Raw genomic sequence first — 14,568 nt, 5'->3', positions numbered from 1 at the left:
ACCCAGCGCGACCGTCGACAAAACGTCAACAGAGCCTAGCCTCACTTGAATTGCAAACCGGAGAATTGTTCATGCTCAAACTGGTCATCGGCAACAAGGCGTATTCCTCGTGGTCGCTGCGTCCTTGGCTTTTACTCAAACAGGCTGGCATTGCCTTCGAGGAGTTGCTGATACCCCTGTACGAGCCCGACAGTGCCAACCTGGCCTTGCACTATGCGCCCACTGGCAAGGTGCCGGCCTTGGTCGATGGCAGCGTCAGCGTGTGGGAGTCGATTGCCATTTGCGAATACCTGGCCGAAAGATTTCCGGAGAAGCAGTTGTGGCCGGCCGACCCAGTTCTGCGCGCCGAGGCGCGCTCCTTGGCTGCCGAGATGCACGCCGGCTTTGGCGCCCTGCGCCAGCATTGCCCGATGAATGTGCGGCGGCAGATCCGGCGTAGCCGCACGGCTGAGGTGGAGCGCGATGTTGCCCGCTTTGCTGCACTGGCCGAGAGCTTGCGGGCGCGTTTCGCCACCAGTGGTCCGTTCCTGATGGGGCCATTCACCGTGCTCGATGCCATGTATGCGCCGGTCGCCACGCGCTGTCATACCTATGGCATTCCATTGCCTAGCCGCGCTCAGGCCTGGGTTGACCATCTGCTGGCGCTGCCTGCGATGCGTGAATGGTATGAGGCGGGGGCCGCCGAGCCCTGGGTATTGCCGCAGTCGGAGCTGGCAGACGAATAGACTGCCCGGTCAGCCGGCCTTGGCCTCAGGCCGGCTCCCATACAGAACCAAGGCTACCGCCGCAATCACCAGGGCAATGCCGCCCAGCATATCGCGGCTGATCGCTTCACCACCCCATAGCGCACCGAGGCCCAGCGCCACCAGCGGATTCACGCAGAAGAAGCTGGTGGCCAGCGCCGGCCGGCTGTGTTTGAGCAGCCATAAATAGCCGCTGTAGCCCGCCAGCGAGCCGGCGAATACCAGATACAGCAGGGCCAGCATGGCCGTGCGATCCGGCATGGCCCGCCAGGATTCGCCCAGCGCGCCCGATACCAGCAGGCTGAACAGGCCGCCACCGAGCATCTGTATCGCCAGCGCATGCAAGGGCGTCGGCATGCTCAGGCGTGGCAGGATCACCGCGCTGACTGCCCAGGCCAGGGCGCCACCGAGCACAATGGCCAGGCCCAGCATGTCGTGAAAGCCGCTAGCGCCTTGCTGGATCAGCCCGACACCGGCCAAGCCCAGCAGCACACCCAGCCATTCGATCGGCCGGGCTTTCAGGCCGAGCAGTTGGTTGATCAGCACCGAGAATAGCGGTGTCGCAGCCAGAATCAGCGCCACCAGACCACTTGGTGCGCGCTGCGCACCAAGGCAAACCGCACCATTGCCGATGGCCAGGGCCAGGCCGCCGGCTACCGCCGCATGGCGGGTTTCACGCCAGGCCGGCCAAGGCTCACGCCGCCAGCGCGCCAGCGAGAGCATCAGCAGGCCGGCCAGCAGGTAGCGGATGGCGCCGCCCAGCATCGGTGGCAGGCTGGGCAAGGTCAGCTTGATCGCCAGATAGGTCGAGCCCCAGATAAACCAGGTGGCGAACAGCGAGGCCGCCAACAGCCAAGCGTTGCGGCTCAGAGCAGCTCACCCAGCTCGATCGAGCGCAGGCGTGCTTTTTCGACGCCGCGCGCGATCACGCCGGCCAGATCATCGGCCTGCATGCTGAGTATGCCCTGCTCGGTGACGCCCTTTTTGGAGGTGACCTTGGCGCGCAGGGTGGCGGCGTCCTCGCCTGATTGCTGCAGCAGCTTGACCGCGCCAAAGAAGGTGCCTTCGGCCATGCTGCGCGCGCTGGCCGCATCAAAGCCCTGCGCCTGCGCCGCTGCCGTCAGGGCTTCCACCATCAGGAACACATAGGCCGGGCCGCAACCGGAGATGGCGGTGAGGTTGTCCATGCGGTCCTCATCATCCAGCCACACCACCTGGCCGACCGCCTCGAACAGGCGCGCCGCCGTGTCGCGTTCACTGGCGCTTACAGCGGCGGTTGCATACAGGCCCGATACGCCGGCGCCGACCTGGGCCGGTGTATTCGGCATCACCCAGACCAGCTTCTGGTAGCCGCCCAGCCAGCTGGCCAGCTTGCTGGTACGCACGCCAGCCGCAACCGAAATCACCAGCTGTTCGCGCAGCTGCGGCGCGATCTGCGCGGCCAGCTCCTTGAGTTGCTGCGGCTTCACGGCCAATACCAGCACATCGGCATCCAGATCGCTGTCGGTAAGGGCCAGGCTATGGCTGGCGCCATAGTCACGGGCGAAACGCTCGCCCTTGTCGGCATTGCGATCCACGACATGCAGCTGCATCTCGTTGCCATAGCGGGCATGCAGGCCGGCCAGAATGGCACCGGCCATATTGCCGCCGCCGATAAAAGTGATACGCATGGTGTTTCCTCAAAAAGTAATGGGCCTGGCGGGCAAGCCGCTCACATTGCCGGCCCCGGGAAACCCGGGGCTTGAACTGCGGTGTATGGCCAATCGGCCCTTCACTGGTTTAACCCACCCTCTGCCACGCCCCTCGAGTACAAGCGTCGCTGCGGGGCTGCCGGGTGACTGGAAAGCCGGCCGGGCACCCGTGTGGCGGTAGCGCTACCGTACCTTGGGCGCGGGCGGTGATGGGCTTGCAGCGTGGTGATGAAGGATTACGCAATTCGGTTCGGGTGCCAGCCTGTCGCAAAGTCAGGCCGTGGGCAAGACCATATGGCTTTTAGCGGCCTTCACTTGCGCTTAGCGCCCCTCCCCCTTGACGGGGAGGGCTGGGGAGAGGGGGTTGCCGGACCAATCACCCTCGATCGAGCTATCCCTTCACCGCGGCTCCGTGGCGAAGGGGCGGCAGTTGCTTGGCGATTTCACAGGTCGCCAGCGCTGCTGGCGCCAAACACCACCAGCACCGCACCATTGGATTGCTCGCCGTATGCATGCGCCAGGCCTGCCGGAATCACGATCATTTCACCGGCCAGTGCGTCAAGCTGTCGGCCGTCCTCGCAGACGATGGAAATGCTGCCTTCGATGACCACAATACGCTCGGCCACCGCATGCTGCTCTTTCGGGTAGTGCTGCGGGCGCTGGTTCAGAAGCAGCAGGCTGGCCTTGGACAAGTCGGCCAGCGGGTAGTCGGTGTCGACGGCTTGCGCCAGTGCCAGGCTGCGTAGATCGATCTTTTCGAATTTTTCCATGAATGATCCTGATTACGACGGAATTTCAAGCGATGCTCTGGCCCGGCTCAGCCTGGGGCTTATGCCATCACCCGCGCCAGCGAGAATCCATCCCAACCCTTGCTGCCGACGGTTTGCAAGGCGGTGGCGGAGAGGCGCGGGTTGGCAGCCATCAGCTCACTGAAGCGCCGTACGCCTTGCACATTGGCATCATCGCTGGCCGGGTCGACCACTGCGCCATTGCGCACTACATTGTCGCCAATGATCAGGGTGCCGGGGCGGGCCAGCTTCAGTGCCCAGTCGAGATAGAGCGGGTTGTTCGGCTTGTCGGCGTCGATAAAGATCAGATCGAAGGGTGCACCGCCTTCGCTGGCCAGTAGCGGCAGCAAGTCGCCGGCGCGGCCGATGCGGATGTCCACCTTGTCGCTCAGGCCGGCGCGGTCGATATTGCGCCGGGCCACTTCGGCATACTGCGGGTTGAATTCCAGGCTGACCAGCTGGCCATCGGCGGGCAGCGCGCGTGCCATCCAGATGGTGCTATAGCCGCCCAGCGTGCCGATCTCCAGAATGCGCCGGGCGCCACAGATCTGCGCCAGCAGCTGCAGCAATTTGCCCTGATTGGGCGCGACCTGGTGCGCCGGCAGGCTGGCGGCATCGCTGTCGCGCACCGCAGCGCGCAGCGCTTCGTCTTCTGGCACGAGTAGCTGGCAGAAATAGTCGTCAACGGCAGTCCAGTTGGCCTGGTTCATTCGGGTCTCCAGTTCAGGTGTCCAGTGCGCGCAGATGGCGGCGCACCGACAATGCGGCACCGAGCAGGCTCAGCAGCAGGACGATGGCCAGTGCCACCGCCAGCGCCACCGGCTCGGGCAGCTTGAGGGCAAAGTGCTCGCCATACAGCTTGGCCAGCTGGGCGATCGGGCCGTTGAGGCGATCCAGCGACAGGGCGACCACCGCCAGGCCGACCAGGCCGCCGAGCAGGCCCTGCAACAGGGCAAAATACAGAAAGGGGCGGCGGATGAACGGGTCAGTTGCACCGATCAGCTTGCTGACCTCGATCTCGTCGCGCCGGGTGAGGATCTGCATGCGGATCAGATTGACCGTTACCAGCAACAACCCGGCGCCGAACAGGGCGGCCACGGTATTACTGGCTTCGCGCCCGACCTGGATGATGCTGGCGAGGCGCCTTGCCCAGTCTGAATCGAGCTGAACCTGATCTACTGCCGCATCGGCCTTCAAGCGGGTGGCCAGTGCCTCGAGGCCCGCGGTATCGCCTTCTCTCAGGGTAAGCGACAGTGTATCGGGCAAGGGGTTGCTGCCCAGGCCCGCCAGCAATTCGCTCATGCCGCTCGATTGTTCCAGCTCCTTGAGCGCGGTATCGCGGCTGATATGGCGCACCGCCAGCACATGGCTATCGGCCTTGACCAGCGCCTGTACCCGCGCCAGATCGGCGGCATTGGCCGATGGCGTCAAAAACACACTGGCCTGCGGCTCGGTGGGCAGACGCCCGGCCAGCTGCTGCAGATTGGCCACCACGGTATACAGACCCAGCGGCAGCGCCACGGCAATGCCGACTACCAGCAGATTGAGCAGGGAAGCCAGCGGATTGGCCAGAAACAGACGCAGGGTGGATGCCAGTGCCAGACGATGCAGGCGAAACCAGTGCTTCATAGGCCACCTAGAAGAAGGGCGCCATTCAATGGCGCCGGGGTAATTTCAGACGTGAAGTCAATCGGCGAGCGCCGCTTCAGCCATCGCAGCCCGCTAACACCCGGCTGTGCCGGGCGCTGGCTCTGCGTGTCATTGTTCTGCGATGCCAAAAAAATCAACCCGAATGGCCCCCTCGCGGCGGCGCCTGTACTCGGGAGGGGGAGCCGGGTGAGGGCGGGGGGAGTGGAATGAATCAGCGAGCACCATCTGGGCCATCGCAGCTGGTTAACACCCGGCTTTGCCGGGTGCAGGGCCTGCGCGTCATTGTTCTGCGCTGCCAAAAAAATCAACCCGAAGGGCTCCCTCGCGGCGGCGCTTGTACTCGGGAGAGGTGGCCGGGTGAGGGCGGGGGGAGTGGAGCCATTCAGCGAACGCCGCTTCAGCCATCTTAGCTGGCGAACGCCCGGCTGTGCCGGGCGCAGGACCTGCGCGTCATTGTTCTGCAATGCCAATAACATCATTGCGTGAACTGCCCCTTGTTCAGGCGCAGGATGCGGCGGCCATAGTCGGCCATCAGCGTCTCGTCGTGGGCCGAGATGACAATGGTGACCCCGACCTGATGAAAGCTCTTGAACAGCTCCATGATATCCAGCGCATAGGCACGGTCGAGATTGCCGGTGGGCTCGTCAGCCAGCAGGATGGCCGGGCGGTGTACCACGGCGCGGGCAATGCACAGGCGCTGCTGCTCTCCGCCCGAAAGCGAGATCGGGTTCATCTTCTCGCGCCCGAGCAGGCCCACCTTGTCCAGCGCCGCGCGCGCCCGCCGCGCCGCCTCGTGCCGGTCGTAACCGACGATATCGAGCGGCAGCATCACATTGTCGAATACGGTGCGGTCGAACAGGATCTTGTGATCCTGGAAGATCAGGCCGATATGGCGGCGCACAAAGGGCAGGGCGCCACGGCGTATCGCGGCGAGATTCTGGCCATTGACCACCACCGAGCCGCTGGAGGGCTTGTCGATACCGGCGATCAGCTTGAGCAGGGTGGATTTGCCGGCACCGGAGTGACCGGCCAGAAACACCAACTCGCCCGCTTCGATCTGAAAACTCAGATTCTTCAGCGCCTCGAAGCCACCGGGAAAGCGTTTGCTGACTTGATTGAATTGGATCATTTGATCGGGGGCGGGGTGGTTTGCGTGATCAAAAATTGAGCGCGCACTTTAACACCGTGTGGCCGATTCGCGAATGGCCCTGTCATGCAGCGCCCGCGGGGCGATCTTACAGGGCGGCGGCGAGGGCGATCCTGGCCAGGGCCGCATCGAGCGCCGGTAAGGCAATGCCGCCCAGTGCCAAGCGCAAGGCATGCGGAACGAGCGGGCCGGCGGTAAAGGGTTCGGCGGTCAGTACCAGGATACCTTCACGGGCCAGCTGGGCCGCGACCAGATCGGCCCTGAGCCCTTCGGCTAGCGGCAGCCAGGCAAAGTAGGAGGTCGGATGGGCCAATACGCCAAGATGGCCCAGATGCTGCTGCACCCGGTCCTGGCGTAGTCGTGCATCGCGCCGCTCGGCCGTTTCCATGCGGGCCACCGTGCCGTCTTCTATCCAGCGGCAGGCCAGATGCACAGTCAGCAAGGGTGTGCTGGAGGTGCTGAGGCGAATGGCATTGCCGAGCGCATCCAGCCAGCGTGTTGGCGCGATCAGCATCCCTGTCCGCAGGCCGGATGCGACGCTTTTTGACAGGCTGCTCACATAGATGGTGTGTTCCGGGGCATGGCAGAACAGCGGGGCCGGCGCTGAGTCGGCCAGAAAGGCGTAGGCCGCATCCTCGATGATGGCGAAGTCGTGGCGTTGCGCCAGCGTGGCCAGGCGCTGGCGGTCGGCCGCTGGCATCACCGAACCGAGCGGGTTGTGCAGGGTGGGCATGGTGTATACCGCGCGCACCGGGCGCCGCCGGCAGAGCTCGGCCAGATGGTCGAGGTCGGTATGGCCGGCCACCTGGGGCAGGGCCGCGATATCAAGGCGGCAGGACCGCGCCAGTGCCAACAGGCCGGGATAGCTCAGGCTGTCGACGGCGATCACGTCGCCGGGTTTGCACAGGCTTGCCAGCGCAATGGACAGGCCGTGCTGGGCACCACTGACGATCAGCAATTGCCGGGCCGTGGCGTCGAGGCCGCGTTGCTGCAGCAGCGCGGCCAATATGGTGCGCTCCTGCATGCGGCCACCATGCGGCGTGGCATGCAGCAGTGCGCCGATATCGCCCCCCATCGCCATGGCGCGCAGGCTATCGCGCAGCAGGTTGTCGCAGCCATCGATCACCGGCGCGCTGAATGCCGTCATGTCGATCATCTGCGATGAATGCGGCTGATGAACCAGCCCTTCGCCGCCCCTCTGGCTACGGTCACGAACGAAAGTCCCCCTGCCGCATTCGCGACTGACCAGGCCGCAGCCCTCCAGTTCGGCATAAACACGCGAGGCGGTCGCCAGGGCAATGCCGTGTTGACGCATCAGCGCCCGGATCGGCGGTAGCCGGGTGCCGGGCGTCAGCCGGCCCTGCTCGATCGCCAGGCGAAACTGGTCAACGATGGATTTGTAGCGGGCGATCGGCATGGTTCGCAGTCAATCAACATGGTGGGCGCTGCCGGATCGAGGGCTCGCTGCAGCGCCATTGTCGGCTAGTGTATCTAGAACACTTTTTTGATTGTATCAAATGTCGCGGATAGGCTGACTGCGGTCAGCAGGCGAGGTGGCTGGATGTTCACCCAGCGTTGCGCATGTGCGGCGCGACGCCAGCTGGCGCGGTTCCAGGCGGGCAGCGCGGAAGGCTGGGCGCTGTGCTTGCCTGGGTAGTGGCGATGCATCTTGCGCAAGGCTCCCGGGGAGGGGGCGGATATGGAAGCAACAACACTGCTGAGCTTGGCACTGTTTGCCGGCGTCAGCTCGATTACACCAGGCCCGAACAATCTGATGCTGCTGGCATCAGGGGTCAACTTTGGCTGGAAACGTACCGTGCCGCATATCCTCGGCATCAGTACCGGCTTTGCCTTGCTGCTGTTTGCCGTGGGCATGGGCCTGGGCAGCCTGTTCGTGCGCTGGCACTGGCTGCAGTCGCTCTTGCACTGGGGCAGCATGGCCTACCTGATCTATCTTGCCTGGCAAATAGCCGGTGCAGGCGCGGTGGGCGAGGTTTCCGGGCAAGCGCGGCCGATGCGCTGGCGCGATGCGGCGCTTTTCCAGTGGGTGAACCCGAAGTGCTGGATCATGGCGCTTGGTGCATTCAGTGCCTATGTTCCGGCCGGCGCCGGCTGGATGGCGATCCTGCTGGCAACCCTGGTGTTTGCAGCCATCAACCTGCCCTGTGTCAGCTGCTGGGCCTTGCTTGGCAACCGCCTGCGCAAGCTGCTGTCCGACCCGGTGCGGCGCCGTCGCTTCAACTGGCTGATGGCCGCCTTGCTGCTGGCCTCGCTGTATCCGGTACTGTTGGGCTGAGTCGTTGACGCAATGCCGAGGAACCGGCCCAGCGAGAGAATGGACGACAAGCGATCGGCAGGCCATGCCCGGCCTGCCGATCGCCGCCCCTCGCATATCCTGGCCCGGAAGGACGAGGGGCCGGGTGTCAGCTTAGTGCGCTTCCTGGTACACCAGGCTGTATTTCTTGTGCAGCAGCAGATCAACCGCATCGGGTGCAAAGCCCAGATAGATCTGGGTGCCGTTGAAGCTGCTCAGGTCCAGTGCGCTGCCGAAAACATTGAAGTCGACCCGGTCGGCGCTGGTCTGGCGCAAGGCAGGCATGCCGCCCTCGGTCCATTGTTGCCAGCCCCGGTTGGACAGGAAGAACAGCAGATTGAAGGTCGGGATATAGGCCATTACATACAGATTCTTGGCCTTGCCCCGGTCTTCGTTCGCACTGATCACCGTGGCGGTCAGTGTGCGGGCGCCCACCGGGCCGCTGGCCACTGCGCTGAGCTGGACACTGCCCTGCGTGTTGGAGCCGGGCGCTGCCGATACCAGCAGATCGCGAACCACTCTCGGTGCTGCAGCAAACTGGGTATTGCCGGCCTGTTCGGCAAGCAGCGAACAGGTTCCGACAGCCAGCATGGTGGCGATATTGCCATTGAGGCTGCAAACGGTCGGCGTGGTGCTGCTCAGGCTGACTGGCAGTTGCGAGCTGGCACTGGCAGCCAGGGTAATCGTCGCGCCGACCTGCTGATTGCCCGGATCGGCGAAGCTGATGGTTTGCGCGGTTTTCGGAGCGGCGAGCGGCGTGACCGGTGCCGATGGCGCCGATGCCGGGCCGCTTCCGCTGGCATTGCTGGCGACTACGGTAAAGGTGTAGGGCGTGCCGGCGGTCAGGCCGGTAAGCAGATGGTTGAGGCTGCTGCTGCCGGCATTGCTGTCTACCCCGCCGGCCGGACTGGAAACCACGGTATAGCCGCTGATGGCCGCCGATCCATTGCCAGCCGGGGCGCTGAAGCTGACATTAGCGCTTTGTACACCGGCCACGGCGCTGACATTGAGCGGGGCGCCGGGCAGGGTGGCCGCCGGCGCATCGTCGAGCGCCAGTACCAGTACGCCGCCGCTATCGGTGGTCGCACTGCTGCCGTTGCTGCCACCAAGATCGATCTGGCGCCCGCTGGCGACATTGCTGACGCTGTAGCGGTAGCTGGTATTCGGCGTGAGCCCGACGATGTAGTGGGTGCGTGCACCGGCTGGTGCGATATAGCTGCTACCGGTAAACGGCTGGTCCAGGCGCTTGGTGAACAACACCAGATTGCTGCCGACGGCTGCGCCTTCCAGCGCGCTACCGCTGTTGCTGCTCACCAGGGTGGCATTGTCGATGGTGGCGCCGGCATCGGCGCCCTGGATCACATGCAGGAAGGCGGCCTCGCGTGGTGCACCCGGTGCCGCCACCATGATGCGGTTCTGGCCGGTACTGCTGCCGCCGCCCATCGGGTCCATGGTGGCCATGGCCCAGCTTTCCAGCGTCGGGTCGCTATTGACCCAGCGCGGCTCGGCGCCGGCTGGCAGCAGGCTGCGTACCGCCAGCTTCTGGCCGCCCGGCGTGGTGGCGCTGAAGCTGTTGCCACTGATGGTAGGTACGCCGGGCATATTCAGCCACCAGGCCTTGGCACGATTGGCCTGGGTGGAACGGGCGCGATCGTAGACGACGATATGGTCCGGCTGCAGCCATACCAGACTGCGGCTGGCGTGTTCGATGCCGGAAAGGGCGCTGCCGTATTCGCGGGTCAGGTTATAGAGGTTGGTGGCATCGCCCGTGAGCTGCACATAGCCGGTGCCGGCGCTGCGCGACACCAGTGTGGGAGAGCCGGCCGAGGCGCCCAGGGCAAACTGCGAGCCGCGCGCCGCGTAGATGTCCTGGATGGAACCGAGGCTGCTGCCGGCAGGGTCGTTCTGCAAGGTCAGGGTGTTCTTGTAATCGGACGAGGCGGCCGTTGCACCATAGCCGGTGCGCTCCTTGGTCAGCCATTCCCCCTTGCGGTAGAAGTCGAACATATTGCCATCGCCATGCTGGTGATCGATGGTGATGTAGGACAGTTTGTAATCGAGCTGGCGCGCGTCGTTATCCCAGCCGGTGCGTGCATTGAGCCGCCCGAGACCGGGCGAAAAAAAGCTGGTCGCCATACCGGGCCGCGGATCGATCGCCGGCCCGTTGGCCGGGTTGCCGGCCATGGCAGGGTCGAACAACAGGAAATTCATGATCGAACCGTTGATGTTCTCGTCAAATCGCGCACGATTGACCAGCCGTGTTTCGCCACCGGGAGGAATGACCGATTCGATCCAGCGGATTTTCTGTACTTCGCTGCTCTTGCCCAGATAGCCATTGAGCACGCCCATGGCGCCGAAGATGTCGATCTGGTCCTGCTCATACAGATGCTCGCCATCGCCGAACCAGGAGGGCTGGTACACCGAGCCATGCTCGGAATTGATTTTGCGGGCCGGCATGGCATGGATATAGCCTTCCGCTACCTTGCCCCAGAACGGGTGATTGTTCAGGTCCAGTTGCGGGCCCCATTTGGCCGGGTCCAGCTCGCCGGCGGTGTAGACCGCCAGCAGCATCTGCAGCGAAAACGACAGCGAGTGGTAATACTCCATGCCCTCGGCGCTGACGCCACCCTGGCCGTCGTTGCGCAGTGCGTGGTCGGTCACGTAGTAGTACTTTTGCAGCGCAGTTTTCAGATAGCTGCGCAGCTTGCCATTGCTGTCTGCCGCCACGCGCGGGTCGGCTACGTCGTCAGACGGGTCGATGGCCAGCGCATACATGGCCAGGTTGCGACCATGGGCCATGAAGTAGTTGTTCATGCCATAGCGCAGCATGCGCCGCTTGGGGTCGGCCAGGTCGAGCAGGACCGGGTTATTCAAGGCCGCATCGCCAGCCGGGACCGTACCGGGACGGCTGTGGTAGTAGAGCAGCGACGGGTAGCCATCGACATTGTTCTGTGCCCATTTGAGAAATACCCGGCGTACGGCTGCGCGATCATCCGGTGTCAGGCAGGGGTAGATCCAGTCGGCGGCAAGCGGCAGGGTGTGTCCTACCCAACGGCCACGGTCGCTGCTGGCAAAGCTGTCGGAGCGCCACTTGCTGCCGCTGCCGCTGTCGACGGCATTGATGACGGTCATCAGCAGGGTACGCGCACGCTGGGCATAGTCGCTGCGCTCGGCCGGGTTGGGCGACACCAGCGACATAAAGGCGAACAGATGGGCCCAGGCTTCGGTGTAGACCGGCGAATAGGTGGTGCCACCGTTATCGCTGGACAGCAAGGTGCCGCCATCCATCATGCGCACGCCGTTTTGTGCCAGGGTTTTTATGCCTTGCTCGTACAGGGGATTGCTGGGCACGGCCCAGGTGCGCAGGCGATCAAGGTCGGCATTGCGGACGTAAAGGCGCGGATGGTCGGTGGGGGCTGCGCCGCTGCTGCATGCCAGCTCGGCCCCGTGGGCAAGGCCCAGGGGCAGCATGGCCATCATGACCACCAGGCGTTTGAGTGAAGTCTTCATGTCGGTCTTTCTCCATATTCGGGTGAATACCGCCCGGGCCGGTGGCCTTGGCGGATTGGCGGAACAGCCGTGTCGGCAAGCAAAGCGGGCCGTGCGGCCTGCCTTGCTCCTGCCTTCACCGGGTAAAGACGCAATCGGCGACCGAATCCCATCACCCCGTCGTGTCAACTATTCACCTTGCCCGGCAAATGCGGCTGTGGCTGGCAAAGCCGGGCGGTGCATGGCCCGGAACTTGCACTGGTGCAGCCGCTTTTCGAGGAGAGGGTTGTTTATGGATGTATTGGCCATGCCCGATATAACCGGGCTGCTGGAGAAGATCGAATCGGGCGAGCCTGGTGCGCGCGATTCCCTGTACCAGCAGGTCTACCGCGAGCTGACGCGCTTGGCGCGCAGCCATCTGTCGCGTTGCGGCACCATTTCCCTAAATGCGTCACATCTGGTGCACGAGGCTTACCTGCGGCTGAGCGGCCAGCATGGCCGCGGTCGGTTTGCCAACCGCAAGCTGTTCTTTGCCTATGTATCTTCGGTGATGCGTTCGGTGCTGATCGACTATGTGCGCGAGCGCCAGGCGCAAAAGCGCGGTGGCGACGTGCTGCTGGTAACCCTGGATGCCGATGCCGTCGCCGACCTGATTTCGCATGGCAAGATCGAAGCGCTGGACGATGCCCTGAATGCGCTGGGGCGCGTCAACGCACGCTGTCTGCAGCTGGTGGAAATGCGCTACTTCGCCGGCTTGTCCGAGGCGGAGACAGCGGCTGTTCTCGATGTTTCGGTGGCAACGGTCCAGCGCGAGTGGCGCAAGGCGCGCGCCTTCCTGCTGGCGCAGATCAAGGGTGGCGCATGAACACATCGCGCTCGGCTGATACCGCGGTCTGGCGCAAGGTGCTGGAGCAGTTCGATCTGCTGGCCGCCTTGCCGCCGGATGAATGTGCACTTCATCTTGCCCGGCTGCAGCAGGCAGATCCGTCATGCTGGCGCACGGTGAAGGCAATGCTGGAGGCCGACCAGCAGGCGGAGCATGGCGGCTTCATGCATCAGTCGGCGATGGCGGATATCCAGTCGGCCATCCCGGCAGATGATGCTGCCGAGCCGATGCTGGCGGGATTGCGGCTCGGGCCGTGGTGCCTGGAGGCGCCGCTCGGCAGTGGCGGCATGGGGCAGGTGTGGCTGGCGCGTCGCGAAGACGGCCTCTACCGGGGTCAGGTTGCCATCAAGCTGCTGCGCGATGCGCCGCTGGACGACGCGCTGGCGAACGAGCGTTTTGCCCGCGAGGGCAAAATACTTGCGCGGCTGGCGCACCCCAATATTGCCCGCTTGCTCGACGCGGGGCTGACCGGTGCCGGCCGGCGCTATCTGGTACTCGAATATGTGCAGGGCAAGCGGGTCGATGACTACTGTGACGCGAAGCGTCTTGGCCTGGCGGAACGCTTGCGCATCTTCCGGCAGATCTGCGATGCGGTGCAGCATGCGCACAATAATCTGGTGGTGCATCGCGATCTGAAACCATCCAATGTCCTGGTACAGGCCGATGGACAGGTCAAGCTGCTCGACTTTGGCGTTGCCAGGCTGCTGGCTGATCAGGAAGGCGACAGTGAGCAGACCGATATTGCAGCCGCAGTGATGACGCCCGAATATGCCGCGCCGGAGCAGATCGCGGGCGCGGCGGTGACCACGGCGACCGATGTCTATGCCCTTGGCGTATTGCTGTATCGGCTATTGAGCAGTTGCCGCCCCTATGGCGTCGCGGCACGCTCGCAGGCGCTATTGGCGCGCGCCATTCTGGAGCAGCCGCCACGGCGCCTGGCGAGCGCATTTCTGGCCGATTTCTCGCCAGAAGAACAGCGCAGCATCGCCGCGGCTCGCGATACCACGCCCGAACGCCTGCGCCGGCTATGGCATGGTGATCTGGAAACCATCGTCGCCACGGCCTTGAAAAAGCAGCCGGCCGAGCGCTATGCCTCCGCCCGGGCATTGGCCGACGATATCGACCGCCATCTGGCCATGCGGCCGATCCAGGCAAGGGCTGACCATCTGGCTTACCGCCTGGGCAAGTTCCTGCGCCGTCACTGGATAGGCGCGGCGGTGGCCGCCATGGCCAGCGTGGCGCTGCTGTTCAATATTGCCTTGATCGTGCGCCAGACGGCGCGGGCCGATGCGCAACGTGTTCTGGCCGAGCAAAGGGGGGAGCTCGCCCTACAGCAGCAGCGCCGCGCCGAGCAGCAAGGCCGGCGCGCTGATCAACTGGCCGCAATTGCACGCCAGCAGGCGGCACTGGCGCAAGATCGCGCCGAGGCAGAAGCGCATTTCCGGCACGTGGCCGAACGTGAACTGAGCCACGCATTGCGCGAGGAGCAGCGCGCCCGCGAGCAATCGATGCTCGCCGCCCGGCAAACCGCCAGGGCCGAGCGAGAGGCGGACCGGGCGGAGGCCGTAAAGGCCTATCTGATCGATATCTTCCGCGCCAATACCCGCGAGCAGGCCGACCCGGAGCGGGCGCGCCGCACGACAGTGCGCGAGCTGCTATCCATCGGCAGCCAAAAGGTGAACGAGCGCTTTGCCGAGCAGCCGGATACACGGCAATCCTTGCTCGCCGTGCTGGGCGAACTCAATGTGGAGCTGGGCCAGCTGGAAACCGGGCTGTCCTTGCTGACCGCGCGCATCGAAGCCTTGCAGCAGCTGCATGGTGATACGGCCCATGCAGATATGGCGGCGGCCTATGTCGCCC

Annotated in this window: 12 protein-coding genes; 4 read left to right on the top strand and 8 right to left on the bottom strand. The window is 64.4% G+C overall.

From position 1 onward, the window contains the following. Positions 1-71 precede the first annotated feature (71 nt). The gene (locus ACE3OH_RS11120) at positions 72-725 is read left to right on the top strand and encodes a glutathione S-transferase family protein (protein ID WP_374352149.1); all 654 of its coding nucleotides are present in this window, start codon (positions 72-74) and stop codon (positions 723-725) included. A 9-nt stretch (positions 726-734) separates the two neighbouring features. On the opposite strand, the gene ACE3OH_RS11115 is transcribed toward ACE3OH_RS11120, so the two are convergent. The 7 genes from ACE3OH_RS11115 to ACE3OH_RS11085 all read right to left on the bottom strand — a co-directional run bounded on the left by ACE3OH_RS11115 (position 735) and on the right by ACE3OH_RS11085 (position 7,436). Beyond that, positions 735-1,592 (bottom strand): EamA family transporter, encoded by an 858-nt coding sequence (locus ACE3OH_RS11115; RefSeq protein ID WP_374352146.1) that lies wholly within the window; start codon positions 1,590-1,592, stop codon positions 735-737. Between the two features lie 17 nt (positions 1,593-1,609). Further along, a complete protein-coding gene (proC, locus tag ACE3OH_RS11110) occupies positions 1,610-2,413 on the bottom strand; it encodes a pyrroline-5-carboxylate reductase (RefSeq protein ID WP_374352142.1) in 804 nt (267 codons plus the stop codon). A gap of 464 nt (positions 2,414-2,877) precedes the next feature. Further along, a complete protein-coding gene (locus ACE3OH_RS11105; RefSeq protein ID WP_374352140.1) occupies positions 2,878-3,204 on the bottom strand; it encodes a cupin domain-containing protein in 327 nt (108 codons plus the stop codon). Between the two features lie 59 nt (positions 3,205-3,263). Further along, positions 3,264-3,932 carry an O-methyltransferase gene (locus ACE3OH_RS11100; RefSeq protein ID WP_374352138.1) on the bottom strand — a complete coding sequence of 223 codons (669 nt, stop codon included), beginning with the start codon at positions 3,930-3,932 and terminating at the stop codon, positions 3,264-3,266. Between the two features lie 13 nt (positions 3,933-3,945). Further along, on the bottom strand, positions 3,946-4,851 hold the full coding sequence (ftsX, locus tag ACE3OH_RS11095) for a permease-like cell division protein FtsX (RefSeq protein WP_374352133.1): 906 nt from the start codon (positions 4,849-4,851) through the stop codon (positions 3,946-3,948). 496 nt (positions 4,852-5,347) lie between these two features. Beyond that, positions 5,348-6,001: a cell division ATP-binding protein FtsE gene (gene ftsE, locus ACE3OH_RS11090; protein WP_374352130.1), complete on the bottom strand. Its 654-nt coding sequence runs from the start codon at positions 5,999-6,001 to the stop codon at positions 5,348-5,350. A gap of 106 nt (positions 6,002-6,107) precedes the next feature. Continuing rightward, a complete protein-coding gene (locus ACE3OH_RS11085) occupies positions 6,108-7,436 on the bottom strand; it encodes a PLP-dependent aminotransferase family protein (RefSeq protein WP_374352127.1) in 1,329 nt (442 codons plus the stop codon). Positions 7,437-7,718: 282 nt separating this feature from the next. Here ACE3OH_RS11085 and ACE3OH_RS11080 point away from each other — a divergent pair, with 282 nt between their 5' ends. Next, complete coding sequence (locus tag ACE3OH_RS11080; protein ID WP_374352124.1) at positions 7,719-8,315, top strand: LysE family translocator; 597 nt, start codon at positions 7,719-7,721, stop codon at positions 8,313-8,315. A 132-nt stretch (positions 8,316-8,447) separates the two neighbouring features. On the opposite strand, the gene ACE3OH_RS11075 is transcribed toward ACE3OH_RS11080, so the two are convergent. Then, positions 8,448-11,843 (bottom strand): fibronectin type III domain-containing protein, encoded by a 3,396-nt coding sequence (locus ACE3OH_RS11075; protein WP_374352121.1) that lies wholly within the window; start codon positions 11,841-11,843, stop codon positions 8,448-8,450. A 286-nt stretch (positions 11,844-12,129) separates the two neighbouring features. Between ACE3OH_RS11075 and ACE3OH_RS11070 the strand changes: the two genes are divergently transcribed. Together ACE3OH_RS11070 and ACE3OH_RS11065 are read left to right on the top strand one after the other, a co-directional pair. After that, on the top strand, positions 12,130-12,687 hold the full coding sequence (locus tag ACE3OH_RS11070; protein ID WP_374352115.1) for an ECF-type sigma factor: 558 nt from the start codon (positions 12,130-12,132) through the stop codon (positions 12,685-12,687). After that, the coding region (locus tag ACE3OH_RS11065) for a protein kinase (RefSeq protein ID WP_374352112.1) at positions 12,684-14,568 on the top strand (1,885 nt) is incomplete at its 3' end. The genes ACE3OH_RS11070 and ACE3OH_RS11065, both read left to right, overlap by 4 nt.

The sequence above is a fragment of the Chitinimonas sp. genome (assembly GCF_041904975.1).
GTDB lineage: Bacteria > Pseudomonadota > Gammaproteobacteria > Burkholderiales > Chitinimonadaceae > Chitinimonas.
This window is presented reverse-complemented; position numbering and strand designations above follow the sequence as displayed.

Coding starts and splice junctions, on each gene's coding strand:
- ACE3OH_RS11075 (WP_374352121.1), bottom strand. CDS start 11,843: ATGAAGACTTCACTCAAACGCCTGGTGGTCATGATGGCCATGCTGCCC.
- ACE3OH_RS11070 (WP_374352115.1), top strand. CDS start 12,130: ATGCCCGATATAACCGGGCTGCTGGAGAAGATCGAATCGGGCGAGCCT.
- ftsX (WP_374352133.1), bottom strand. CDS start 4,851: ATGAAGCACTGGTTTCGCCTGCATCGTCTGGCACTGGCATCCACCCTG.
- ACE3OH_RS11080 (WP_374352124.1), top strand. CDS start 7,719: ATGGAAGCAACAACACTGCTGAGCTTGGCACTGTTTGCCGGCGTCAGC.
- ftsE (WP_374352130.1), bottom strand. CDS start 6,001: ATGATCCAATTCAATCAAGTCAGCAAACGCTTTCCCGGTGGCTTCGAG.
- ACE3OH_RS11085 (WP_374352127.1), bottom strand. CDS start 7,436: ATGCCGATCGCCCGCTACAAATCCATCGTTGACCAGTTTCGCCTGGCG.
- ACE3OH_RS11100 (WP_374352138.1), bottom strand. CDS start 3,932: ATGAACCAGGCCAACTGGACTGCCGTTGACGACTATTTCTGCCAGCTA.
- proC (WP_374352142.1), bottom strand. CDS start 2,413: ATGCGTATCACTTTTATCGGCGGCGGCAATATGGCCGGTGCCATTCTG.
- ACE3OH_RS11105 (WP_374352140.1), bottom strand. CDS start 3,204: ATGGAAAAATTCGAAAAGATCGATCTACGCAGCCTGGCACTGGCGCAA.
- ACE3OH_RS11120 (WP_374352149.1), top strand. CDS start 72: ATGCTCAAACTGGTCATCGGCAACAAGGCGTATTCCTCGTGGTCGCTG.